Here is a 21918-nt window from a genome sequence, read left to right on the forward strand (position 1 = left end):
GCATCGGTGGTTTGCCTGAACCAATCAAGCACCTGTGCATGTTAGTGAGCGGACAGGCGGATAACCCCGTCCGTTATGACGATGGGATGGGTTTACTTACCGATGCAGAAACTGGAGAAAATGCGCCCCAGCAGTTCATCACTGTGCACCTGACCGGTGATTTCGCCCAGTTCACGCTGCCCCAGCCGCAGCTCTTCGGCGGCGATGTCGCCAGCGCCTTGCTGCAGACACTGCCCAGCTTCCTGCAGATGGCGACCGAGCCGGACAAGCGCATCAACATGACGCTGACGGGCGCTGAAGTCACTCTCTCCAGCATGCCCGACCAGCGCTTCGATCAAGCTGTCCACGCCTTCACCGGTGCGCGCCGACAGTCGAATCTGGCTGTGCTGCGAATCCATCCAGCCCACCGGCTCGGCGCCGAGGTCGGCCTTGTTGTGCACGGTGATGATCCGCGCCTGGGTCTGTGGCACCGGGCTGTCGGGGATATCCGGCGCGCGCACGTGCAGCAGAAAGTCGGCACTGGCGATGGCTTTGGTGGCCCGTCGCACACCTTCCTGTTCAACTGGGTCGTCGCTGTTGCGCAAGCCCGCGGTATCGATCAGCGTGACTGGCACACCGGCCAGTTGCACCGCGCTACGCAGCAAATCGCGGGTGGTGCCAGCTATGGCGCTGACAATGGCCGTCTCATCCCGAGACAAGTAGTTGAGAAGACTGGATTTTCCGGCGTTTGGCGCACCCGCAAGCACGACCGTCAGACCCTGGCTGAGCTGCACACCATGACGGGCATCTTCAAGCAAATGTTGATGTTCCACGTGGAGCGCCTGCCAACGCGCCATCAGTTCCGGATCGGACAAAAAATCGATGTCTTCTTCGGGAAAATCGATTGCCGCTTCAAGCCGCATGCGCAGATCGAGCAGGGCTTCGTGCAGCGCATGGCAACGGCTTGAAAACACCCCGCTGAGGCTGCGCTGAGCCGCCCGTACGGCCTGATCCGAACCGGCTGAAATCATGTCGGCGATGGCTTCAGCCTGAACCAGATCCAGCTTGCCGTTGTGAAAAGCGCGCTCGGAAAACTCGCCGGGACGGGCCCCCCGAATCGGGTGTTCGCGGCACAGGCACTCCATCAGACGCGCCAGCAACCAGGGCCCGCCGTGGATCTGCATTTCGATCACGTCTTCGCCAGTGAAACTGTGTGGTCCGGCGAACGCCAGCACCACACCTTCGTCGATCAGCTCGCCCTGTTGATTGCGCAGACGGGCAAAGCGGACACGGCCAACCTCAGGCGGATGACCACTGAGCGCCTGGGCCGCCGCAAACGCGGCCGGCCCGGAGATACGAACGATACCGACGCCGCCCTGACCGGCCGGCGTTGCAACCGCGGCGATGGTCTCGGACGTCGTCATGCCAGGTCAGCGTTTCTTGGGCTGCGCGTGCTCTTCGTGTTCCAGACGTTTGGTGATCACCCATTGCTGGATGATGCCCACCAGGTTGCTGACGAACCAGTACAGCACCAGACCTGCCGGGAAGAACGCGAAGAAGATAGCCAGACCAATCGGCATGATCGTCATGATGCGTTGCTGCATCGGCTCCATGGTCATGGCCTGACCCGACAGCTTCTGCTGCAGGTACATGGAAATGCCGAACAGCACCGGCAACACGTACAGCGGATCGGGGCTGGACAGATCATTGATCCACAGCGCGAAATCGGCCTGACGCAGCTCTACCGATTCAAGCAAAACCCAGTACAGTGCGATGAACACCGGAAACTGCACCAGCATCGGCCAGCATCCGGCCAGCGGATTGAAGCCTTCTTTCTTGTACAGATCCATCATCGCCTGATGCAGGCGCTCACGATCGTCGGCGTAACGTTCCTTGATCGACTGGATGCGCGGGGCGAACTTCTTCATCCGTGCCATGGAGCGGTACTGCGCTTCGGACAGTTTGTAGAAGGCCAGCTTGATCAGCAGGGTCAGCAGGATAATCGACCAGCCCCAGTTGCCGGTCAGGCCGTGCAACTTGTCGAGCACCCAGAACAGCGGCTGGGAAATCGGCGTCAGCAAGCCGTAATCAACGGTCAGTTCCAGACCCTTGGCCACCGTTTCAAGCTCCTGCTGGAGCTTGGGCCCCATGTACAGGCGCAGGTTGATCTCACGACCGGCTTGCGGCGCCACATCGACCCGTTCACCCACATATTCGCCGATGAAGCCGAAGCGCTTACCGGGGCGCAGATAAAACCGGTTGAGTTCGGTGGGTTCAGGCAGCACGGCAGCCACGAAATAGTGCTGCAGCATGCCCAGCCAGCCGCCTTGCTGCTCCAGCGTGACGCTTTCCTTTTCCAGGTCGCCGGCGTCGTATTTCTTGTATTTGTACTGCCCGTCAGAATCACGGGTGTAGACCGCAGCGCCGATAAAGCTCTTGATAAACGGCGGCTCTTCACCGGCCTTGTTGGGCGTCCGCCACATCCGCAGGTAAGGGCTCAACTGGCGCTGCTCTGCCGTGTCGTTGCTTACCCGATAAAGCAGATTGACCTCGTAGCTGCCGCGGGTAAAGCGGTAAACCTTTTCGACCGTGAGGCCGTCCGCACCGGTCCAGCGCAGCGGTACAACCAGATCTTCATCCTGCTCGGCGAGCGTGTAACGGCTGCGCTCGGCCTGGTACACGGTGTTGTGGTCCGGTGCCGAACCAGCATTGCTGACCAGGCCGCTTTGCAGCACGAAGAAGTGCGGCAGTTCATCGTTGAGCAGCGGCAGCGGCTGATCCGGATGAGCTTTGGCGATCGGATAATCAAGCAGTTCCAGGCGCCGAATATCGCCACCGGCCAAGTCAATGCTGACGCGGTAAACATCGGTGGTGATCTCGATCGTCTGGCCCGGCTGTGCGGATACCGCCTCACCACGCTCGCCCTGTACCGGCGGGACGCTGCCCGGTGCATCGGCACTGGCGCCCAGCGAGGGCACGCCTTCGTCATCACCGGAGGAAGTCGTAGCAGACGTTTCACCCGGCACACTGTCCAGCGGAGAGGCCAGTGGAGACGCACTCGGCGCCTGGGCCTGCTGTTGCGGATAGTCCTTCTGCCACGCTTGGTACATCAGGAACAACACGCCCGCCAGTGCGGCGAACAGGACCATGCGGAGATTTTCCATTTTCGTCGGAGCCGATTTATTCCGGGACCGGGTCATGCCCACCAGGGCAACCCGGATGACAGCGAATGATGCGCTTGAAACTCAGAGCCAGACCGCGAATCACCCCGTGACGCTGCAAAGCTTCGATCGCGTATTGCGAACAGGTGGGATGAAAACGGCAACGTGGTGGCAGCAGCGGGCTGATCACCACCCGGTAGAGCTTGACGAACGCGATGAGCAGGTATTTTAGTCCGTTGCTAAGCGTAACCATAGCGCTTCGAGCCGATTGCTCATGTCCGCAGGTACGCCGCGGATCTTTCCGCCACGCAATGTGACTACAACATCAAGCGGCGGCAGATCCGCCGCCTGATGCCGAAATGATTCGCGAATCACGCGCTTGGCGCGATTGCGATCCACCGCTCGCGGCAGAATGCGCTTGGCGACAGCCAACCCAAGCCGGGCGTAGCCCGCTTCGGATGGCGCACACACAATCTGCAAAGACCCCGCTGAAATTCGACGCCCTTGGCGAAAGACTCGCGTAAACTCGTCTGGCCGGGTCAACCGGCGGCTGCGGGGGAAAGCGAAAACGGTGAAACTCGTCAGCGTGAACCGATCAGACGGTCAGGCTGTGACGGCCTTTGGCACGCCGAGCGTTGATCACGCGACGACCGCCCTTGGTTGCCATACGGGCACGGAAACCATGGGTGCGCTTGCGCTTGATCACGCTGGGTTGAAAGGTGCGTTTCATGATTGAATACTCTTTTTTGAGGTACTGAACCGGTGAATTTTAGCTGCCGGTGCCTACCTTGCGCAAGTCATTCTTAGCCAAGCGCTGAGCTGTCAAGATGCGCGTTTCCCCAGCAACCCAAGACCACGACAACGCTGTGACTGAATCGATCTGGAACAAAACCATTCGCTGGCTGGAATCCGACCTTTCGGAGACCGACATCAACACCTGGCTGCGACCGCTCAAAGGCATCAATCACGGTCAATGGTTTGAACTGGTGGCGCCCAACCAAGTGGTGCTTGAGCAGGTCAAAGGGCGCTATCAGGATCGGATCTTCGAAACCCTACGCGACATCACCGGCGGGCGTATTCAGGAAGTACGCGTGCGAGTTGGCGATGACAGCGAGGAGCCCGCCAAGAAAGGCAACACGGCGCGCAACCCGTTCCAGGGCAGTCGGCTCAACGCCAAGTATGTGTTCGACAATTTTGTCCGTGGCCAGTCCAACCAGATCGCCAAAGCCGCTGCCGAACAGGTCGCGGCCAACCCCGGTCAGGCCTACAACCCGCTGCTGATCTGCGGCAGCACCGGACTGGGCAAAACTCACCTCATGCACGCCATCGGCAACGCACTGCGTGAAAACAACCCCAACTTTCGCGTGGTTTTTCTTGCCGTAGAGCGTTTCGTGCACGACATGGTCAACGCCCTGCGCCACGACCGGATCAACGAGTTCAAGGATTTCTACCGCACCGTTAACACCTTGCTGATCGACGATATTCACCTGTTCGCCAACAAGGAACGGACCCAGGAAGAGTTCTTCCACACCTTCAACTCCTTGCTTGAAGACGGTCATCAGATCGTGATGACCAGTGACAAGTACCCACGTGAGCTCGATGGCATCGATGAGCGACTGAAAAGCCGTTTTGCCGGCGGCATGACCGTCTTTGTCGAACCGCCGGAGCTGGAAACACGGGCGGCCATACTGCTCAAGAAGGCCGAACTCGAAGGCATACAGCTCAATGAGGATGTGGCTTTCTTCGTCGCCGAGCGTATTCGCTCACATGTGCGTGAGCTCGAGGCCGCGCTGAAAACGCTCAAGGCGAACCACATCGTGACGGGCGACCCCATCACCGTCGACTTCGCTCGCATGGCCCTGCGCCACATGCTCAGCTCGCACGACAAAGTCATCACCATCGAGAATATTCAGAAGAAGGTCTCTGACTTCTATGGCATTCGGCGTGACGATCTGATCTCTAAGAGCCGTCGGCAAACAGTAGCCCGGCCCCGGCAAATCGCCATGGCGTTGTGCAAAGAGCTCACCCGACACAGCCTGCCAGAGATTGGCGATGCCTTCGGTGGCCGCGACCACACCACAGTCCTGCACGCCTGCCGCAAGGTCACCGAACTTCGCAACGATCAGCATCAAATTGAAGAAGATTTCAAAACCTTGCTGCGCAGTTTGAATCAGTAGTGGTTAACTCATCAACAAAACTGTGGATAAGCCATGGACAACGCAAAAGCGGCAAAACTGTACAATTCACAACACAGCTTATCCACAGATGACAAGGGTCTTTTTCCGGTCACGTAAGCACATCTTGGCCAGATAAGAAATTTATTTAAAATCAAAACCTTAACTTAGTTGTCCACAAGGCAAACCCGCGCCTACAACAATAATAACAACAAGATAAGGAAGATATATTTATATTGATTAAGATGAAGTTCAGCGCAAACCGAGACGACATACTCTCTACCCTTCAGGCCATCATTGGCGTCGTTGAGCGACGTCAAACCATGCCCGTGCTTTCCAACGTGTTGCTAGAGTTGGACGACAACCAGCTGCGTATGACCGGCACCGATCTGGAGCTAGAACTGCGTGCTGACACCCTGGTTCATGGTGAGGCCTCAGGACGTACAACTGTTCCTGCACGAAAGCTGCACGACATTTGCCGCGGTTTGCCTGACGGCTCAGAACTTCAATTCCAGATGGATGGCAATCGCCTGCGCGTTCGGAGCGGTCGCAGTAAGTTCCTTCTGGCAACCTTGCCGGCTGAAGAATTTCCAGCGCAAGACGGTTTGGACGCCGGACGGCAATTGGCGCTCACACGACAACAACTGTCGGAACTCATTCAGCGCACTCAATTCGCAATGGCACAGCAGGACGTTCGGTTCTACCTCAACGGTCTGTACTTTGAATTTGCTGATTCAGTCATTCGCAGCGTTGCGACCGATGGGCACCGCCTGGCCATGGCCGAAGTCGAGATCGCAGGCGGTAACAGCGAAAAAACCAGCATCATCGTGCCACGCAAAGGGGTGACCGAGCTGCAACGCTTGCTTGGTGCCGGTAGCAGTGATCTGCAGTTTAATTTCACCGACAACGCGTTACAGATCCATCTTGGCAATATCCGCCTGACCAGCAAGCTCATTGAAGGACGCTTCCCCGATTATGAGCGTGTGATTCCCACACAAAGCGACAAATGGGTCACCGGTGATCGCGACGAGCTGCGTGCAGCACTTCAGCGCGCGGCGATTTTGTCGAATGAAAAATTCCGCGGTGTACGCCTGCTTCTCGAAGACCGGTCTTTGAAGTTGCAGACACATAACCCCGAGCACGAAGAAGCCGAAGAAGAGTTGGAAGTCGAGTATGTCGGCGAAAAGCTCAGTATCGGATTCAACGTCAACTACCTGCTTGATGCCCTGTCTGCACTAAGCACCGAACAGTACAGCTTGGGACTTTCTACGCCGGATCACAGTGGTTTGTTGCTTGAACCCGGCAATGATCAATGCAAATACGTGATCATGCCGATGAGGCTGTAGGTCAGCAGGCTTTCACGAAACAGCTTGTGTACCTGGACTCCCTTTCGATACAAGGGCTGCGGTGTCTTGAACGCGTAGAACTGTCACTGGATAGCAAGCGCAATGTGTTTATCGGCGATAATGGCGCCGGCAAAACCAGCTTGCTTGAAGCGATATATCTCCTGGGCCGAGGGCACAGTTTTCGCACTGCGAATTCACGTCGCCTTATTCAAGACGAACGTGATCAGTGTGTTGTCAGAGCACAGGTTCAGAATGCGCATGGACGATTGCCCGTAGGCATTTTGAAGACCGCAGACGCGACCCGCGTGAAATTAGGCCAAGACACTGGCATCAAGCTCAGTGAGCTAGCGCGGGCGTGTCCCGTTCTTGTGCTGGAGCCTGGGCAACACCGGTTAGTAGAAGATGGGCCAGTGCTAAGACGGCGTTTTCTTGACTGGTCAGTGTTTCACGTGGAACACGCTTACCACGAAGAATGGCGGCGCTTCTCGAGGGCGCTTAAACAGCGCAATGCCCTGCTTCGCACTGCTCAGCACGCCATGCTCCCAACGTGGACACGTGAGTTGGTCTCTGCAGCATTGAAGGTGGATCAATTTCGACGGCAAGTGTTTCAGGAACTACTGCCGCTGATTAACCACCTGCTTACGTGTTTTCTAGGCGAAGAGCATGGCCTTCGCATTCAATACCGTTCGGGGTGGCTTGCAGACAGCAGTCTTGAGGAGCAGTACGCCAAACAGTTAAGTCAGGATGTTGAACGAGGATTTACCCAGAGCGGCCCTCATCGTGCGGAAATCCGTGTCAGTGTGGAGCGCCATGCGGCTCGGGACAGTTTGTCGCGTGGTCAGCAGAAACTACTGATTACTGCGATGTTGCTGGGGCAAGCACAGCATTTTGCCCAACGTAACGGTATCTCGCCGATACTTCTGATCGATGATCTCGGGTCGGAGTTGGGGCAAGGTGCGCGCGCCACGCTGTATGAATTCTTGAAAAGCTACTCAGGCCAGATCTTCGTGACAGCGCTCGACGCTGACCAGATTCCTGATGAATGGAACAAGGTTGCGAAAATGTTTCACGTGAAACATGGCTCGATCGAAGCGATGGTATAATTTGTTTTTGCAAGGGTTTTTGGTCGAATGACAGCCTCTGACGCGAACGCCAACTACGATTCCTCGAACATCCAAATCCTCGAAGGGCTGGAAGCCGTCCGCAAGCGGCCCGGTATGTACATCGGGGACACGCAAGATGGAACAGGCCTCCACCACATGGTGTTTGAGGTGGTTGATAACTCCATCGATGAGGCTTTGGCCGGGCATTGCTCCACGATTGAAATCATCATTCACGCTGATCAGAGCATCACGGTTAAAGATGACGGTCGCGGTATCCCCGTGGACATTCATGAAAAAGCCGGTGTGTCCGCGGCGGAAGTGATCATGACCACCTTGCATGCCGGTGGGAAATTTGACGACAACTCGTACAAAGTCTCCGGTGGTCTGCACGGTGTGGGTGTTTCGGTTGTTAATGCCTTGTCCAAATCCTTGCGCCTGGACATTCACCGCGAAGGCAAGCATCACCGCCAGGAATATCGTGATGGTGTGCCCGTGGGACCGGTTGAAGTTGTGGGTGAGTCCACGCGTCGCGGTACGGAAATTACATTCCGCCCCTGCGAAACCATGTTTGGCCATGTGGAATTTCATTACGACATTCTTGCCAAACGTCTGCGCGAGCTGTCTTTCCTCAACTCCGGTGTACGTATCTGCTTGCGTGAAGAAGCGGGCGAGCGGGAAGATGTCTTCGAGTACGAGGGCGGTATTCGTGCCTTCGTAGAACATCTCAATCAGGGCAAGACGGCCCTGCATCCGACGGTGTTTCACTTCACCGAAGAGCGTGAGGGTTCGACGGTTGAGGTGGCCATGCAGTGGAATGACACCTACCAGGAAAATGTCTTCTGCTTTACCAACAATATCCCGCAGCGCGATGGTGGTACGCACCTTGCGGGATTTCGTGGTGCTCTGACACGCAGCCTGAACAGTTACATTGAAGCGGAAGGTCTGGCGCGCAAAGAAAAAGTCACACCCAGTGGCGATGACTCGCGTGAAGGCCTGACAGCGATTGTTTCGGTCAAGGTGCCAGACCCGCAGTTTTCCTCGCAGACCAAGGACAAGCTGGTTTCACAGCATGTTAAGTCCTTGGTGGAATCTGTGCTGTTCGGCAAGCTGCAGGAATTCCTGGATGAAAACCCCAAGGAAGCGCAGGTTGTTGCCAGCAAGATTATTGACGCTGCGCGAGCCCGTGAGGCAGCACGCAAAGCGCGTGAAATGACGCGTCGTAAAGGGGCGCTGGACATTGCCGGCTTGCCCGGAAAGCTTGCCGACTGCCGTGAGCGCGACCCGGCTAAATCAGAACTGTTTCTGGTCGAGGGTGATTCCGCCGGCGGTTCGGCCAAACAGGGGCGTGATCGTCATTTTCAGGCGATCCTGCCGCTCAAAGGCAAAATTCTTAACGTGGAGAAAGCCCGCTTCGACAAGATGTTGAAGTCGGATGAAGTCGGCACGCTGATTACGGCTCTGGGCTGCGGTATCGGTCGCGATGAGTTTGATCCCGAAAAGCTGCGTTATCACCGCATCATCATCATGACCGACGCCGACGTTGACGGTGCGCATATCCGAACCCTGTTGCTGACATTTTTCTACCGCCAGATGTACGCGCTGGTGGAACGCGGCCACGTATACATCGCACAGCCCCCGCTTTATCGGGTAAAGGCAGGAAAATCAGAGCGTTACGTCAAAGACGACGCTGAGCTCGAACGTTTTCTGCGAGATTCGGCCACCAACAACGCCTCATTGGTGCCTGCAGCCGGTGCTGATGCAATTGAAGGCGATGATCTCAACGACTTGCTGCATGAAATCAACAATGTGGACGACATCATCGGCCGTATGACACGACGTTACGACGAATACGTCCTCAAAGTGTTGCGCGACATGCCCAAGCTGGATGAGAAAACCCAGCACGACCCGGTGGGTCTGGAGGCCTGGGCCCAGCAATTGCAGGATCAGTTGCGTATCCACGCGCCTGAAACGCACGCCTATACCGTCAACGCGGTGGCTGCGACGGCGGAGTCACGTTTCTCGTTTCAGACCGTGTGCACCAGCCACGGCAGCGATCACTACGTGAACTGGCCCACGGAGTTCTTCAGTGGCGCTGAATACCAACGCATAACGGCCCTGGGTGAGCGTATAAAGGCGATCTGGGGTGACGGTGCGGTCGTACGTCGTGGTGAGCGCGAACAGGCTGTGACGCACCTGAGAGAGGCTGTGGCATGGCTGGCCAAAGAGGCCCGCCGAGGTCTGAACATCCAGCGCTACAAAGGCCTGGGTGAGATGAATCCCGATCAGCTGTGGGAAACCACGTTGGATCCGGCTACCCGCCGCCTGTTGCAGGTGCGCGTGGAGGATGTCATTTCGGCGGATCAGATCTTCACCACCCTGATGGGCGATCAGGTCGACCCGCGGCGCGATTTCATCGAAAAGAACGCCCTGCTCGCGGAAAACATCGATATTTAGGCATTAAAAAAAGCCTCAGCGATTGGGGAGACCGCTGAGGCGTCTGACTCCGGTTTGGGGGAACCGGATGGCATGTCCGCCCAGGGAGTGGAGGCGGATGCGAACGCCGTTGCAGCGTTCGGTATCTATGACTGGGGGTGCGAGGAAAAGTTCCTCCGCGTTAGCCGCGATTTTTCGACCGTTTGTCGGCTCGCTGTTTAGGTCCTAGCCGTGGGCCTGATCCCAGTTGCTGCCGACGCCGCCTTCGACTTTCAATGGTACGCTCAGTTCGGCGACGTTTTCCATCCGCTGCTGCAGTTTGGGTAACCACTGCTCAACCGCGTCTTCACGGATCTCGAAGACCAGTTCATCGTGCACCTGCATGATCATGCGCACCGCCTGCTGGCCTTCAAGCTGTTGGTGTATGTCGACCATCGCCAGCTTGATAATGTCCGCCGCTGTGCCTTGCAGCGGCGCATTGATCGCGACCCGCTCGGCGGCCTGGCGCCGGCTGCCATTGCGATCATTGATTTCCGGCAGATAGAGTCGCCGCCCGTACAGGGTTTCGACATATCCGCTGTCGTGGGCCTGCTGCTTGCACCGTTCCATATACTCGGCGACGCCAGGATAGCGATTGAAAAAGCGCTCCATATGGCTCTGTGCTTCGCTGCGGGCAATACTCAGATTGCGGGCCAGCCCGAACGCAGAGATGCCGTAAATCAGGCCGAAATTGATGGCCTTGGCAGCACGCCGATGGCTGCTTTCGATCTGATCCAGCGGGATATCAAACACCTCGCTGGCGGTCCGGCTGTGAATGTCCTGGCCGGACAGGAACGCATCCTTCATGCTCGCATCGTCGGACATATGCGCCATCAGGCGCAGCTCGATCTGGGAGTAGTCGAGCGCGACGATGCGCTGGCCTTCAGACGCCACAAAGGCTTGTCTGATGCGTCGACCGTCGTCGTTGCGAATGGGAATATTCTGCAGATTGGGGTCGGATGACGACAGCCGCCCGGTCGCTGCGACCGCCTGATGGTAGGAGGTGTGCACCCGACCGGTGTGCGGGTTGATGTTGCCCGGCAGCTTTTCGGTGTAGGTCGAACGCAGCTTGGCCAACCCGCGCCAGTCCAGGATCATCTGCGGCAACTCGTGCTGATCGGCGAGCTCCTGCAGCACATCCTCGGCCGTTGACGGAGCGCCTTTGGGTGTCTTTCTCAGCACCGGCAATTCCAGCTGATCGAACAGGATGTCCTTGAGCTGGGCTGGCGAATTCAGATTGAACGGTGCGCCGGCGATCTCGTGCGCACGGCGTTCCATCTCGTCCATGCGCTCGGCGAATTCGCCACTGGCCTGGGCAAGCAAGTTGCGATCGACCAGCACCCCATTGGCCTCGATGGCCGCGAGCACCTCGATCAGCGGTTGCTCGATCTGTCGATAGACTTTGAGCAGCTTGTCGTCGGCCTGCAGTTCGCCACCGATGCGCTGGTGCAGTGCGAAGGTGACCGCGGCATCTTCACCGGCGTACTCGGCCGCCTTGTCGAGATCAATCTGGTTGAAGGTCAGCTGCTTGCGACCACTGCCCGCGATGTCTTTGAAGCTGATCGTGTCACGATCAAGATAAAAGCGCGCTAGCGAATCCATGTCATGGCGACTGGCTGTGGCATTCAACACATAGGATTCCAGCATGGTATCCCAGGCCACACCGCGCAGCGGCATGTCATGGCGACGCAGCACATGCATGTCGTATTTGCCGTGCTGGGCAATTTTGGCCCGCGAGGTGTCCGCCAGCACTTCGGCCAGTTCGTTGCGTACCGTATCCAGGGGCAGTTGCTGCGGCGCGCCGAGATAGTCATGTGCAACGGGCAAGTACCAGGCCTTATTGTCGGCGGTGGCGAATGACAGTCCCACAAGCCGCGCCTGCTGCGGATCCAGACTGTCGGTTTCGGTGTCCACCGCGAATAGCTCGGCGGCCTTGAGCGCATCCCTGAGCGTGATCAGGGCTTCTTCGTCCAGTACCGTTTCAACCTCGATGTGCTGCTGCGGCGCTTTGTCCTTGGCGGCGCGTACCGAGCCTCCCCCGGCAACCTGTTCCACCCAACGATTGAAGCCGAATCGGCGCGCAAAGGCGGCAAAGCCATCGCTGTCCAGCGCTTTACGCGTGAGGCTGTCGATGCCGGTTGGCAGTTCCAGTTCATCCTTGACGGTGACCAGCTCGCGCGACAGCGGCAGTTGATCAAGATGGGCGCGCAATTTCTCGCCAATCTTGCCCTTGATCTCATCGGCATGCTCGATGATCGCATCCAGCGTGTCGTAGCTTGCGAGCCACTTGGCCGCGGTTTTCGCACCCACCCCGGGCACGCCGGGTACATTGTCGGAGCTGTCACCCATCAGGGCCAGCCAGTCGACGATCTGATCCGGGCGTACCGCGTACTTTTCCTTGATGCCGTCGGCGTCGTAGAGGGTGCCCTTCATGGTGTCGAGCAGCTGCACCTGGGGGCTGACCATCTGGGCCAGATCCTTGTCGCCACTGACCACCAGGACCTCGCGGCCATCCTCCGCCGCCTGCCTGGCCAGTGTGGCAATGACATCGTCGGCTTCAACCCCGGCAACCTGCAGACGCGGCAGACCCAACACATCGATCAATTCACACAGTGGCTCGAACTGTGCGGACAGTTCCGGCGGCACCGGCGGCCGATTGGCTTTGTACTCAGCGTACAGCTCGTGGCGAAAGGTCTTGCCGCGCGGGTCGAAAATCACCGCGATGTGTTGCGGGTCGTAGTCTTTGAGCAGCTTCTGCAGCATGTTGCCCATGCCGAAGATGGCGCCAGTGGGTTGACCATCCGGTGAGGTCAGTCGCGGGAGCGCATGAAAGGCGCGGTACAGCCAGGACGAACCGTCAACCAGGATGATCGCACTCATTTCGGAAGAACCTTTTCCAATTCAAAGAGTTGCTCAACTTTCTCTCGCTCGCGGACCAGATGAACCTGAGCGCCATCCACCATGACTTCGGCCGGGCGTGGCCGCGAGTTGTAGTTTGAGCTCATGGTAAAGCCGTAAGCACCGGCCGAGCGGACGGCCAGTAGATCGCCCTGGCTGATGGCCAGTTCACGTTCCTTGCCGAGCCAGTCACCCGACTCGCAAACCGGGCCTACGATATCCCAGGTTTTTGTTGTGGCCTGCCGGTTCTTGTGCGTCGGTACGATGTTCTGCCACGCGTTGTACAGCGTTGGCCGGATCAACTCGGACATGGAGGCATCGACAATCGCGAAATTTCGGTGAGGCGTAGGCTTGAGGTATTCAACCCGCGTCAGCAACAGGCCGGCATTGCCGGCAATGGCCCGGCCCGGTTCCATCAGAATCTGCAACTTGCGACCGCCCAGCAACGGCGTTAGCGCACGCGCATAATCGGAAGGATGAGGAGGTTGTTCACTGTTGTAGCGAATACCCAAACCACCACCCACATTGAGATGGTGTATCTCCACCCCGCGCTGGCCGAGTCGATCAACCAACTCCAGCATGCGCCCCATGGCGTCGAGCAAAGGCTGCAGTTCGGTCAGCTGCGAGCCGATGTGGCAGTCCATGCCGCTGACTTTCAATCCTGGCAGCTCATTGGCTTTGAGAAACAGGCGCTCGGCCTGACTCATATCAATCCCGAATTTGTTCTCCTTCAGGCCGGTGGAAATGTAGGGATGCGTTTTCGCATCGACATCCGGATTGACCCGCAGCGCAACCGGGGCGCGAACGCCTGCACGGGCTGCGATATCACTGAGTCGTTCAAGCTCTGCTTCCGACTCCACATTGAACGACCGAATACCGGCCTTAAGCGCCAGCTCAATTTCGTCGACGCGCTTTCCGACGCCGGAAAAAACAATCTTGGCGGGATCACCGCCAGCTGCCAGAACACGCTGCAGCTCGCCAGCAGAGACAATGTCGAAACCCGCACCCAAACGCGCAAGCACGTTCAGCACTGCGAGGTTGCTGTTGGCTTTAACGGCGTAGCAAACCAGATGGTCGACCCCTTCCAGCGCATCGTCAAACGCCTTGAAATGGCGCTCCAGCGTTGCCCGAGAGTAAACAAACAGAGGCGTGCCGTAACGCTCGGCAAGGTCACGGACCGCGACATCTTCAGCGTAGAGATCGCCGTCGCGGTAATCGAAATGATCCATCAGTGGTCCTGTGGGGCTGGTGTTGTGGTGGTTGCGGGGCTTTCCGGCAGGTACAGATCGCCGCTCTGTCCGCAGGCGGCAAGCAAGTACACGATCACGAGGATAGGCAGAAGTATGAGACGCACCGGCAGCGGGTCTACGACAAACAGCCCTCTATTGTACGGACAGCCATCGTTTGCGGCATCCGCCGCAGATCAGCGTTCGATGGTGTAGAACAGGTCCCCACCCGACTCCACGCCGGATTCGGTCTGCAAGCTCCATTTGCTTGAAAGCTGATAACGCAGGCGGAAGGTGTACACCGGCTCGAACAGCCCGATGCCATAGCTGACGTAAATATCCGGACTGAGATACTTGCCGAGCACCAGACTGGCCTGGTTGGCTTGTTCGCCGGGCTGGGTGCCGATCGAGACCTCGTCCAGCCCCAGTTTGCCTTTGAAGCGCTTGGCCAGGAAATCGCCGCCTTTCAGTCCCAAAGCCAGCGCCGCATTGTTGAGCATGGCCTGATCATCTTCGCTGCGTGCTTCTGCAGCACGCCCAAGCACCAGATAGCTGAGCTGATCCGTTTCCCGCATACCAGGTTCGGAATACAGACTGACCTGCGGTTTGTCCAAAGGCCCGCGGACGATGACCCCGGCACGAATGTCTGTGGTGGCCTGCCGGTAGGCCTTGATATCCAGCCCAGGCTCGGTGAGTGGCCCGCCGCTGAAAATAAGCCGCCCGCGTTCGATCTGCAGGTTCTGACCATAGGCTTTGTAACGCCCGTCACGCAGGCGCAGATCGCCTTCGCCGGTGGCTGCGCGTCCCGGCCGCAGGCGTGTTTTCAGCCGACCATCCAGATCCGTGGTCAGCCCAAGTCCTTCAAAATGGACTTTGCGCCCCAGCACCAACTCAATTTCACTGTGAACCTGAAGACCGCTGCGGGTTTGCGTGTCCTGGCCGACAATAATCTGGTCCGCGTCCGGTGCTATGGCACCGCGGCTGCTGATCTCACGCGGACGAATATCCGCGCTGGGGACAGTGATCCGACCTGACAGGTCGAGACGCGGCGGCGATACTTTCAGCTTAAGGTCCGGACTGACCAGTACCCGTGCTTCCGGAATATCCACCGCCAGAAAGTTCTCGCCGCTGACGCTGGCATTGACCTGAGCTTGAGCAGCGGACCAATCGACCTTGCCAAGAACCTGCATGTGTCCGTCACCGGAGTGTGTGGAAGCTTCAAGATCCAGGGTATTGTCGCCACCGCCGCTCAAGCGTATGCGTGTTTGCTGCAGATGGATATCGGGAGTGTCGAGGTGAAAACGACCGTCATCAAGCAAGATATCGCCACCCAGCGCCGGCTTTGCAAGCGAACCTTGCAGGCGCAGTTGACCGTTGATCGCACCCTGCGCGCTCAGCACTTCCGGAACAAAGGCGCTCACCACCGACAAATCATCAAGGCTTACCCGCATCTGACCATCCAAAGCCTGTTGCGTATCCAGTTTGAAACGGCCGCTAAAGCCGCCCGGGCGACCATCATCCAGCTGTAATGGAAAATCCCACTGCGCATCAACCGCCAGCCCCTGCGTATTGGCACGCAGTTCACCGGGTAGCAAGGTCAGCAGTGGGACGTCGTCCTGCTCCTGACGAGTGGCAATCTGGATGTCGCTGGTCCGTAGGGACAACCGTGCCTTGGGTTGATCCAGCGGTGATGGCGCGAGAGCCAGATCCAGCTCAACCTCGCCATCAATGCGGCTACCGGGTGGCAGTAGGCGGCGCAGGCGATTGAGGTTGTATCCGCGCAACTCAAGTTTGGCGCTGGCCTGACGTGTATCCCAGCTTCCTTCAAGGCAAGACGCGGCATCGCGACTCCGCCAGCAGTGCCGGCTGAGCGTCAGTCCATTAGATTTCGACCACCTCAAGTTGGCCCCGGGATCAGCCGTCCAGGCCATAAATGGCGGGCGCGGCGCCGGGCCGAAACGCCATTCACCCTGGCTTAGCTCGACGCGCAGTTGCTGTTTGCGCTTGTCCCAGGTGCTGTTGAAACCGAGGCTGCCTTGGGCGCGCGATTCGACCACGGTGAGTTGGCTGCGGATGTTGTCCAGGTGTCCTTTGCTGCTCAGCTCTAGCTGCTCCAGATACAAGCCGGATCCGGACAGATCCTCGGCTAACAGGGTTAGGTCAACACGGCTTGCAGACACATCGCCTTTTGACGCCAGGCGCGCAAGACTGAAACCGGCGGCTTGTATGTCGTGCCCGTCGAGCGTCCAGTTAAGCGTTGGCAGTGCATCGCTGCCGCTGACCGCAATGTTGGCACTGACACGCCCTTGAAGTTGTTCATCCAGCTTGGCCAGATCCGGTGCGCGCAGCTGCAGATTGCCTTGCCAACGTTGGGCCCGCCGCACATGTCCGTTGAGTTGTGCATCGGCCCAGTTCAGCTTGAGCTGCTGGGCGTACCAATCTTGCGGGCTGGCATAAGCGCCATGGGTGGTCAGCTGTATGGGTTGGTTGCGCAAGCTGCCATCCAGCTTGATACGTGGGAACTGGGCCGAGAATCCCTTGCTCATATCGACATGTGCGATCACCTGACCGTTCAGGGATGATGGCCACTGCTCAGCCCACAGCGCGGTATCTACACGGTCCAGATCCAATGTGGCCTTAAGTTTCTGTGAGGCTGCGTTGTACAGCACATCCAACTTGATCTGGGCTGGTTCTTGGTCTGCCGGGCGGGAACGATCGGGAATCTGGTCCCATTGGCCCTGAACGGACCACTCGCCGTCCACGTCCGGGCTGCGCACGGTGACGAAAAGGCGTGACGACGGCAACTGTTCACCGTCCAGTTCGGCATCAATCAGGGCGTGGGCCTTTTGCTCAATCAAGGCTAACTTGGCTTCGCCACTGGGGCTGGACCACGTGTTGCTATCCAGCGGCCAGCGCACGGCGTTCCAGCTCAGATTGGCGTCGCAGTCCAGGGCTGGCCATGGGCATATGGCATCAGCTGCAAGATACAGTGGCTCACTATGCAGCCCCTGAACGGTCAGTTCATCAACGATGATTTGCTGCGGCGAAATCTGAGCCGAAAGTTGTGCCTGCCACTGCCCGTAGTCGCTCAGATCCAGGTTCTCCAGCGTCATCCGCAGGCTTTGATCGGACAATGTGGCTTGGGCCTGGGCCTGATTTACCGTGATCACCTTCTGACCGTTGCTGAGGTAGCGCACGTCACGCAATTTCAATGCGCTGATGGTGGCGTTAGGCAGTTCAGGCAAACTCGCCGCTCGCGGTGTTGCTGGTGGCGGATCGGTGGCCGGTCGCGTATCGATTTGAGCACCGACCAAAACCACCTCATTGAGCTGAATACGGCCACGCAGTAGGGCCGCCGGAGACCAGTCGACCCAAGCCTGCTGGGCCGAAACATCCAGTGTTTCACTGTGGTATGCCAGCCCCTCGACCTGGATTCGGCCGATCAGGCGGCCGCTGACGCGATCGATATTGAGCGCTGCCGGGAGATACGGCTGGGCTTGCTTCCACAGCCATTGCAGACCCGTCTCGGAGGTGATCAACACAATGGCTGCGAGTACTGCGGTCAGCAGTACATAAAACGGTATAAAGCGGTACAAAAGCCAGCGAATCACAGCTCGGCTCCGATGCCGATATGCAGGCGAATCCCGCGCTCATTGCCATCCAGCGGGTGGGCGAAGTCGGCGCGAACCATACCGATAGCGGTGCGCCAGCGGAGCCCGGCACCAACGCCGCGATACAAAGATTCGCCAGGCTGGTCGCTGGCACCGCCGTAGTCGAAGAACAAAGCCAGGCCGTAATTGCGAAACACGAGCCTGTCCAACTCGATGCTGGCGACACTGAGATACTGGCCGCCAATCACTTCACCCTCGTCGTTGGTTGGTCCCAGTGATTGATAGGAATAGCCGCGCACCGACTGGTCGCCACCGGCGAAAAATCGCTGGGACAGTGGCAATTCGGAGATCTCGCCCACGATGCTGTAACCGGCTTGGCCGCGCAGCAACAGACGACTCTTGCTGCCCAGCGGCAGAATCAACCGGCTTTGTACCAGCATTTGCAAGAAACTGTCGCTTGAGACCACGCTGCTGTGGGCACCGTGAACATCGGCAAAAACTTTGTAACCACGGCGCGGATTCAAGTCGCTGTCGGTGCGTCGCAGGGTCAGACTGGTGCCGGGCATCAGCAATTTTGTCTCGCTGCGCGGATCTTCGCCGACACGAAAGGATTCAATTTCGTAACCGGTGTAGTACTGCCAAAGACGCGGGCCGCTGACCTCGGTCAGCGCCAATTGCCACTGCCAGGCTTCCGATTTGGCGTCGCCGAACTCCTCTGCGGTGTAGCCGACTTTTAGCGACCAGTTTGTGCCGACCTCGTTGCCTGTCGGGATCAGGTAACGGGCACTCCAGTCCTGCTGCTTTTCGGCCACCCGCAGATCGCTGCGCAAACGGTGACCGCGCTTGTTGAGGTGGCGAAACTCGGTGGCCAGAGACGCACGAGGCCCGGTATCCGTGCCAAAACCCAGCCCAAGCTGATAACGCTGCGGTTTTCTTGGTGTGGTCTGGATATCGATATCGATGACGGCCTGTTCTTCGTCCGGCCTGCCTGTGGACACATCCAAGGTCTGGAAATAATCCAGATCGGACAGCCGTAACTGCAGTTCAAGCAACCTGTCTGCATCGAAAACATCGCCACTTTCTATCTTTACGTAGCGGCGCAGAAAAGCGTCCGAAAGGATGTCCTGCTCGATCTGAATCTGACCAAAGCGAAATTGTGGGCCGGTGTTGATTTCGAGTTCGATATCCGCCGCCGCTTCCTCAGGGTGAATGCGAAGCTCGGCACGACTGATTTCGGCATCTATGTAGCCGCGATTCACGGCCACATTGAGCAAGCGGTCCTTGAGTGCGCGATACTTATCGTGATGCAGAGGCAGGTCAGTCAGGCCGTCCTGGCCATAGCGGGCTTGCAATGCATCCGCACCCGGCCCGACGAAACGGATCGTGGTGCTGCGCACCTGCGTGCGCGGCCCCGCATCGATATCAAAACGGGCTTGCCATTGGCCCTCGCCGAAATCGAGTTTGCGATTGATTTGAGGGCTGTAATAACCCAAGGCTTGCAGCGCGCTGTGTATTTCTTTGTCGGCTTGACGGAAGCGTCTAAACACCACGCTGCGGGCGGCATCTTCGGGTAATCGTGACAAGCTCAGCCAAGCCACGACATTGTCGCGTTGGGCTTTGTCCAGCCCTTCAATCTGAACGTTGGCCTGGGCGGTGTTCAGGGCCATTGCCAGCAACAAGGCGCTGCTGCAGCGCCAGCGTTTTGGCGCGCTCCACAACATCAGGGTGTGTCTTTGGCTGCGTGCTGGGTGGGCTGGTTGATCTTTTCGTCCAGCCAGGTCAACAAATCTTGCCAGATTTTGTCTTGCTGCCTTGCGCTGGGCATGCTGCCGGCCGATGCCAATTCCACCGTGACCACCGGGATGCCACGGACCACGCCTGCGTAATTACCCAATGAGCCCGGATAGGTACCAAGCAAATTGAGGTAGAGATGCCCCAACTTCTTCGGCGGGATGGATGGGCCATCAAAATCGACGATGCCGTAAGGCGCATGAACGGCCACGATCACGTGCGGTTGGAATTTCTCGATTTCCGCAAACAGCCAGCGCGACTCGGGTTCCGAAAGTGGTTCGGGACCAGGATAGCGACGGGGGTTACGGTGTGTGCGGTCAACCCAGTATTTGCGCGATTCTTCTTCCCAGTTGGGGGTTGGAAAATTGCGGTTGAGGTCGACCCCGTTGGCATTGGTGCGCTGTGCATCGGGGCGCAACAGACCGTCCGGATTCATGCTCGGCGTAATACGCCAGTGAAACGGCTGCGGAGTGAGCGTTTTCAGCTCGCGCATCCAGGCGAACACGATGCTGATCGAGCTCAGCTCGTCGCCATGAATGCCGCCGACCACCAACACCCGTGGGGCGTCGGCCTGGCTCGCGGGGAAATCGCGCAGAAGAATCGGCTCACCGGAGACCGAAGAATGGCCGCTGAAGTAAAAGCGGTCGTCCTGGCAGTCACTGACATACACACTGCCCAGCCGGTCAGCATATTTCTGGCAATGCTCGCGGGCCTGAGTGTCCGGCAAAGACGACTCAGCCTGTGCGGTTAGCGCGCACAGGCTGAGCAATGCAAACAGGGGGGCGCGTAGCCGTCCGCCCGAGCGGCTAGCCGGGACCGCTGGCATACGCGACCGTTACTTGCTGTTGCCGCGTGACTGTTCGGTCAGAAAATCGACCACATCCAGCATGCCCTGGAAACCGCCGGCCTCGCGACCACCGGTCCAGTATTTCAGATCCACGCTCATGGCCGGAACAGAATTCAGGCCCAGTTTGCGGATCGTTGCTTCGGCCTGCTGCACTTTGCTTTCAACGGCAAAGCTGTTGAAGGTTTCGCTGAACACGTCTGGCATGACGCCACCTTCATCCACGAACACCTTTTGAATGGCGGCCTCTGAAGCCAGAGGGTTGCGCTTTTCGTGAATCGCGGCGAACAGAATCGGATGCATCTTGTCGAGAATGCCCAGACTTTCCGCGGTGTAGAACGCACGGCTGTGCAGCAGACCCTGCGGGCGGCCCAACGAGAATGGCAGACGCTGGAAATTGACGTCATCCGCTTTACCGCCTTTCCACGTCTCGACCAATGGGTCGAAGTGATAGCAATGCGGGCAGCCGTACCAGAAGATTTCGAACACATCCGGTTGGCTGGGATTCGGGTCACTGATGGCCGAACGCGACGGCTGATAGTGCTCCTTGTAGCGGTACTTGGCTTCTTCCGCAGCGCTGCACGCGATGGGCAGTGCGGCGCAGGCAACTATCAGTAACTGGCGAAACATGTATTGGAATCCCGTAGATGTGTTCAACGACGAGCGATCAGTGCAGACCGGACAAGTAGGAAGCCAGGGCTTCGATGTCCGCGTCGCTCAGCTCGGTGGCTACCTGTGACATCATCTTGGCCATGTCGGTTCCCGCCCGCTCACCGCTACGGTAAGCCTTGAGCTGTGCGGCGGTGTATTGCGCATGCTGACCGTGGATCGCCGGATAGCCGGCAGCGGCGTTCCCGGCACCTTGCGGCCCATGACACGCGGAGCAGGCCGGGATACCGGCTTCGGCACGACCGCCCCGGTACAGCGCTTCAGCCTGCTTGGCCAGATCGGGGTTAGCGACACCCGGTTTGAGCGGCTGTGCTGCAAAATAAGCGGCCAGATCCTTCATGTCCTGGTCGGACAGTGACATCACCTGGCCCATCATGATCGGATTTTTGCGCTCGCCGGATTTGTAGGCGTGCAACTGGTTTTCCAGATAACTTGCGTGCTGACCCGCAAGCTTCGGCCATTCGCCATTCGTGCTGTTGCCATCCGCGCCGTGGCAGGCTGCACACACGGCCGACTTAGTTTTGCCGGCAGCAGCGTCGCCGCCCTGGGCAGCGTGCGAAGATTCAGCGGCCATGGCCGTTGTGCATCCCAGACCCAGGATCAGGGCCGTCACCAGCGAAACGCGCGTCATCGTGAAGAAACTC

The 21918-nt window shown here is 58.3% G+C and carries 17 protein-coding genes; 4 read left to right on the forward strand and 13 right to left on the reverse strand.

Features of this window, described 5'->3' with window-relative positions; genetic code table 11:
• Window positions 1–92 precede the first annotated feature (92 nt).
• The 5 genes from mnmE to rpmH are packed head-to-tail and all read right to left on the reverse strand — an operon-like array spanning window position 93 to window position 3870.
• Window positions 93–1403 (reverse strand): tRNA uridine-5-carboxymethylaminomethyl(34) synthesis GTPase MnmE, encoded by a 1311-nt coding sequence (gene mnmE / locus ATO7_RS06800; RefSeq protein WP_083560750.1) that lies wholly within the window; start codon window positions 1401–1403, stop codon window positions 93–95.
• 6 nt (window positions 1404–1409) lie between these two features.
• Window positions 1410–3179, reverse strand: a complete 1770-nt coding sequence (yidC, locus tag ATO7_RS06805; RefSeq protein ID WP_330395401.1) for a membrane protein insertase YidC — start codon at window positions 3177–3179, stop codon at window positions 1410–1412.
• The gene (yidD, locus tag ATO7_RS06810) at window positions 3160–3393 is read right to left on the reverse strand and encodes a membrane protein insertion efficiency factor YidD (RefSeq protein WP_083560756.1); all 234 of its coding nucleotides are present in this window, start codon (window positions 3391–3393) and stop codon (window positions 3160–3162) included. Before yidD ends, yidC begins: the two co-directional genes overlap by 20 nt.
• Window positions 3369–3683 (reverse strand): ribonuclease P protein component, encoded by a 315-nt coding sequence (gene rnpA / locus ATO7_RS17240; RefSeq protein ID WP_206044812.1) that lies wholly within the window; start codon window positions 3681–3683, stop codon window positions 3369–3371. Before rnpA ends, yidD begins: the two co-directional genes overlap by 25 nt.
• 52 nt (window positions 3684–3735) lie before the next feature.
• The gene (rpmH, locus tag ATO7_RS06820) at window positions 3736–3870 is read right to left on the reverse strand and encodes a 50S ribosomal protein L34 (RefSeq protein WP_083560759.1); all 135 of its coding nucleotides are present in this window, start codon (window positions 3868–3870) and stop codon (window positions 3736–3738) included.
• Between the two features lie 136 nt (window positions 3871–4006).
• Between rpmH and dnaA the strand changes: the two genes are divergently transcribed.
• The 4 genes from dnaA to gyrB all read left to right on the forward strand — a co-directional run bounded on the left by dnaA (window position 4007) and on the right by gyrB (window position 10217).
• Window positions 4007–5317 (forward strand): chromosomal replication initiator protein DnaA, encoded by a 1311-nt coding sequence (gene dnaA / locus ATO7_RS06825; protein ID WP_146680184.1) that lies wholly within the window; start codon window positions 4007–4009, stop codon window positions 5315–5317.
• A 242-nt stretch (window positions 5318–5559) separates the two neighbouring features.
• A complete protein-coding gene (dnaN, locus tag ATO7_RS06830) occupies window positions 5560–6660 on the forward strand; it encodes a DNA polymerase III subunit beta (RefSeq protein WP_083560764.1) in 1101 nt (366 codons plus the stop codon).
• The gene (gene recF, locus ATO7_RS06835) at window positions 6627–7763 is read left to right on the forward strand and encodes a DNA replication/repair protein RecF (protein ID WP_083560767.1); all 1137 of its coding nucleotides are present in this window, start codon (window positions 6627–6629) and stop codon (window positions 7761–7763) included. The genes dnaN and recF overlap by 34 nt, the downstream gene beginning before the upstream one ends.
• A gap of 27 nt (window positions 7764–7790) precedes the next feature.
• Window positions 7791–10217 (forward strand): DNA topoisomerase (ATP-hydrolyzing) subunit B, encoded by a 2427-nt coding sequence (gene gyrB, locus ATO7_RS06840; RefSeq protein WP_083560769.1) that lies wholly within the window; start codon window positions 7791–7793, stop codon window positions 10215–10217.
• 204 nt (window positions 10218–10421) lie between these two features.
• Here the strand turns inward: gyrB and polA are convergent, their stop codons facing one another.
• The 8 genes from polA to ATO7_RS06875 all read right to left on the reverse strand — a co-directional run bounded on the left by polA (window position 10422) and on the right by ATO7_RS06875 (window position 21905).
• Window positions 10422–13115 (reverse strand): DNA polymerase I, encoded by a 2694-nt coding sequence (polA, locus tag ATO7_RS06845; RefSeq protein WP_083560772.1) that lies wholly within the window; start codon window positions 13113–13115, stop codon window positions 10422–10424.
• Window positions 13112–14362 carry a diaminopimelate decarboxylase gene (gene lysA / locus ATO7_RS06850; protein ID WP_083560775.1) on the reverse strand — a complete coding sequence of 417 codons (1251 nt, stop codon included), beginning with the start codon at window positions 14360–14362 and terminating at the stop codon, window positions 13112–13114. The genes polA and lysA overlap by 4 nt, the downstream gene beginning before the upstream one ends.
• On the reverse strand, window positions 14362–14487 hold the full coding sequence (lptM, locus tag ATO7_RS17245; RefSeq protein WP_146680185.1) for an LPS translocon maturation chaperone LptM: 126 nt from the start codon (window positions 14485–14487) through the stop codon (window positions 14362–14364). The genes lysA and lptM overlap by 1 nt, the downstream gene beginning before the upstream one ends.
• 69 nt (window positions 14488–14556) lie before the next feature.
• Window positions 14557–17970 carry a translocation/assembly module TamB domain-containing protein gene (locus ATO7_RS06855; RefSeq protein WP_083560776.1) on the reverse strand — a complete coding sequence of 1138 codons (3414 nt, stop codon included), beginning with the start codon at window positions 17968–17970 and terminating at the stop codon, window positions 14557–14559.
• Window positions 17967–19691 (reverse strand): autotransporter assembly complex protein TamA, encoded by a 1725-nt coding sequence (locus ATO7_RS06860; protein ID WP_083560778.1) that lies wholly within the window; start codon window positions 19689–19691, stop codon window positions 17967–17969. The genes ATO7_RS06855 and ATO7_RS06860 overlap by 4 nt, the downstream gene beginning before the upstream one ends.
• Window positions 19691–20587 (reverse strand): M14 family murein peptide amidase A, encoded by an 897-nt coding sequence (locus ATO7_RS06865; protein WP_083560781.1) that lies wholly within the window; start codon window positions 20585–20587, stop codon window positions 19691–19693. Before ATO7_RS06865 ends, ATO7_RS06860 begins: the two co-directional genes overlap by 1 nt.
• Window positions 20588–20596: 9 nt before the next feature.
• Window positions 20597–21235, reverse strand: a complete 639-nt coding sequence (locus ATO7_RS06870; protein ID WP_083560782.1) for a thiol:disulfide interchange protein DsbA/DsbL — start codon at window positions 21233–21235, stop codon at window positions 20597–20599.
• Between the two features lie 37 nt (window positions 21236–21272).
• Complete coding sequence (locus tag ATO7_RS06875) at window positions 21273–21905, reverse strand: c-type cytochrome (protein ID WP_083560783.1); 633 nt, start codon at window positions 21903–21905, stop codon at window positions 21273–21275.
• Window positions 21906–21918: the final 13 nt, after the last annotated feature.

The sequence above is a fragment of the Oceanococcus atlanticus genome (genome assembly GCF_002088235.1).
Classification (GTDB): Bacteria; Pseudomonadota; Gammaproteobacteria; order Nevskiales; family Oceanococcaceae; genus Oceanococcus; species Oceanococcus atlanticus.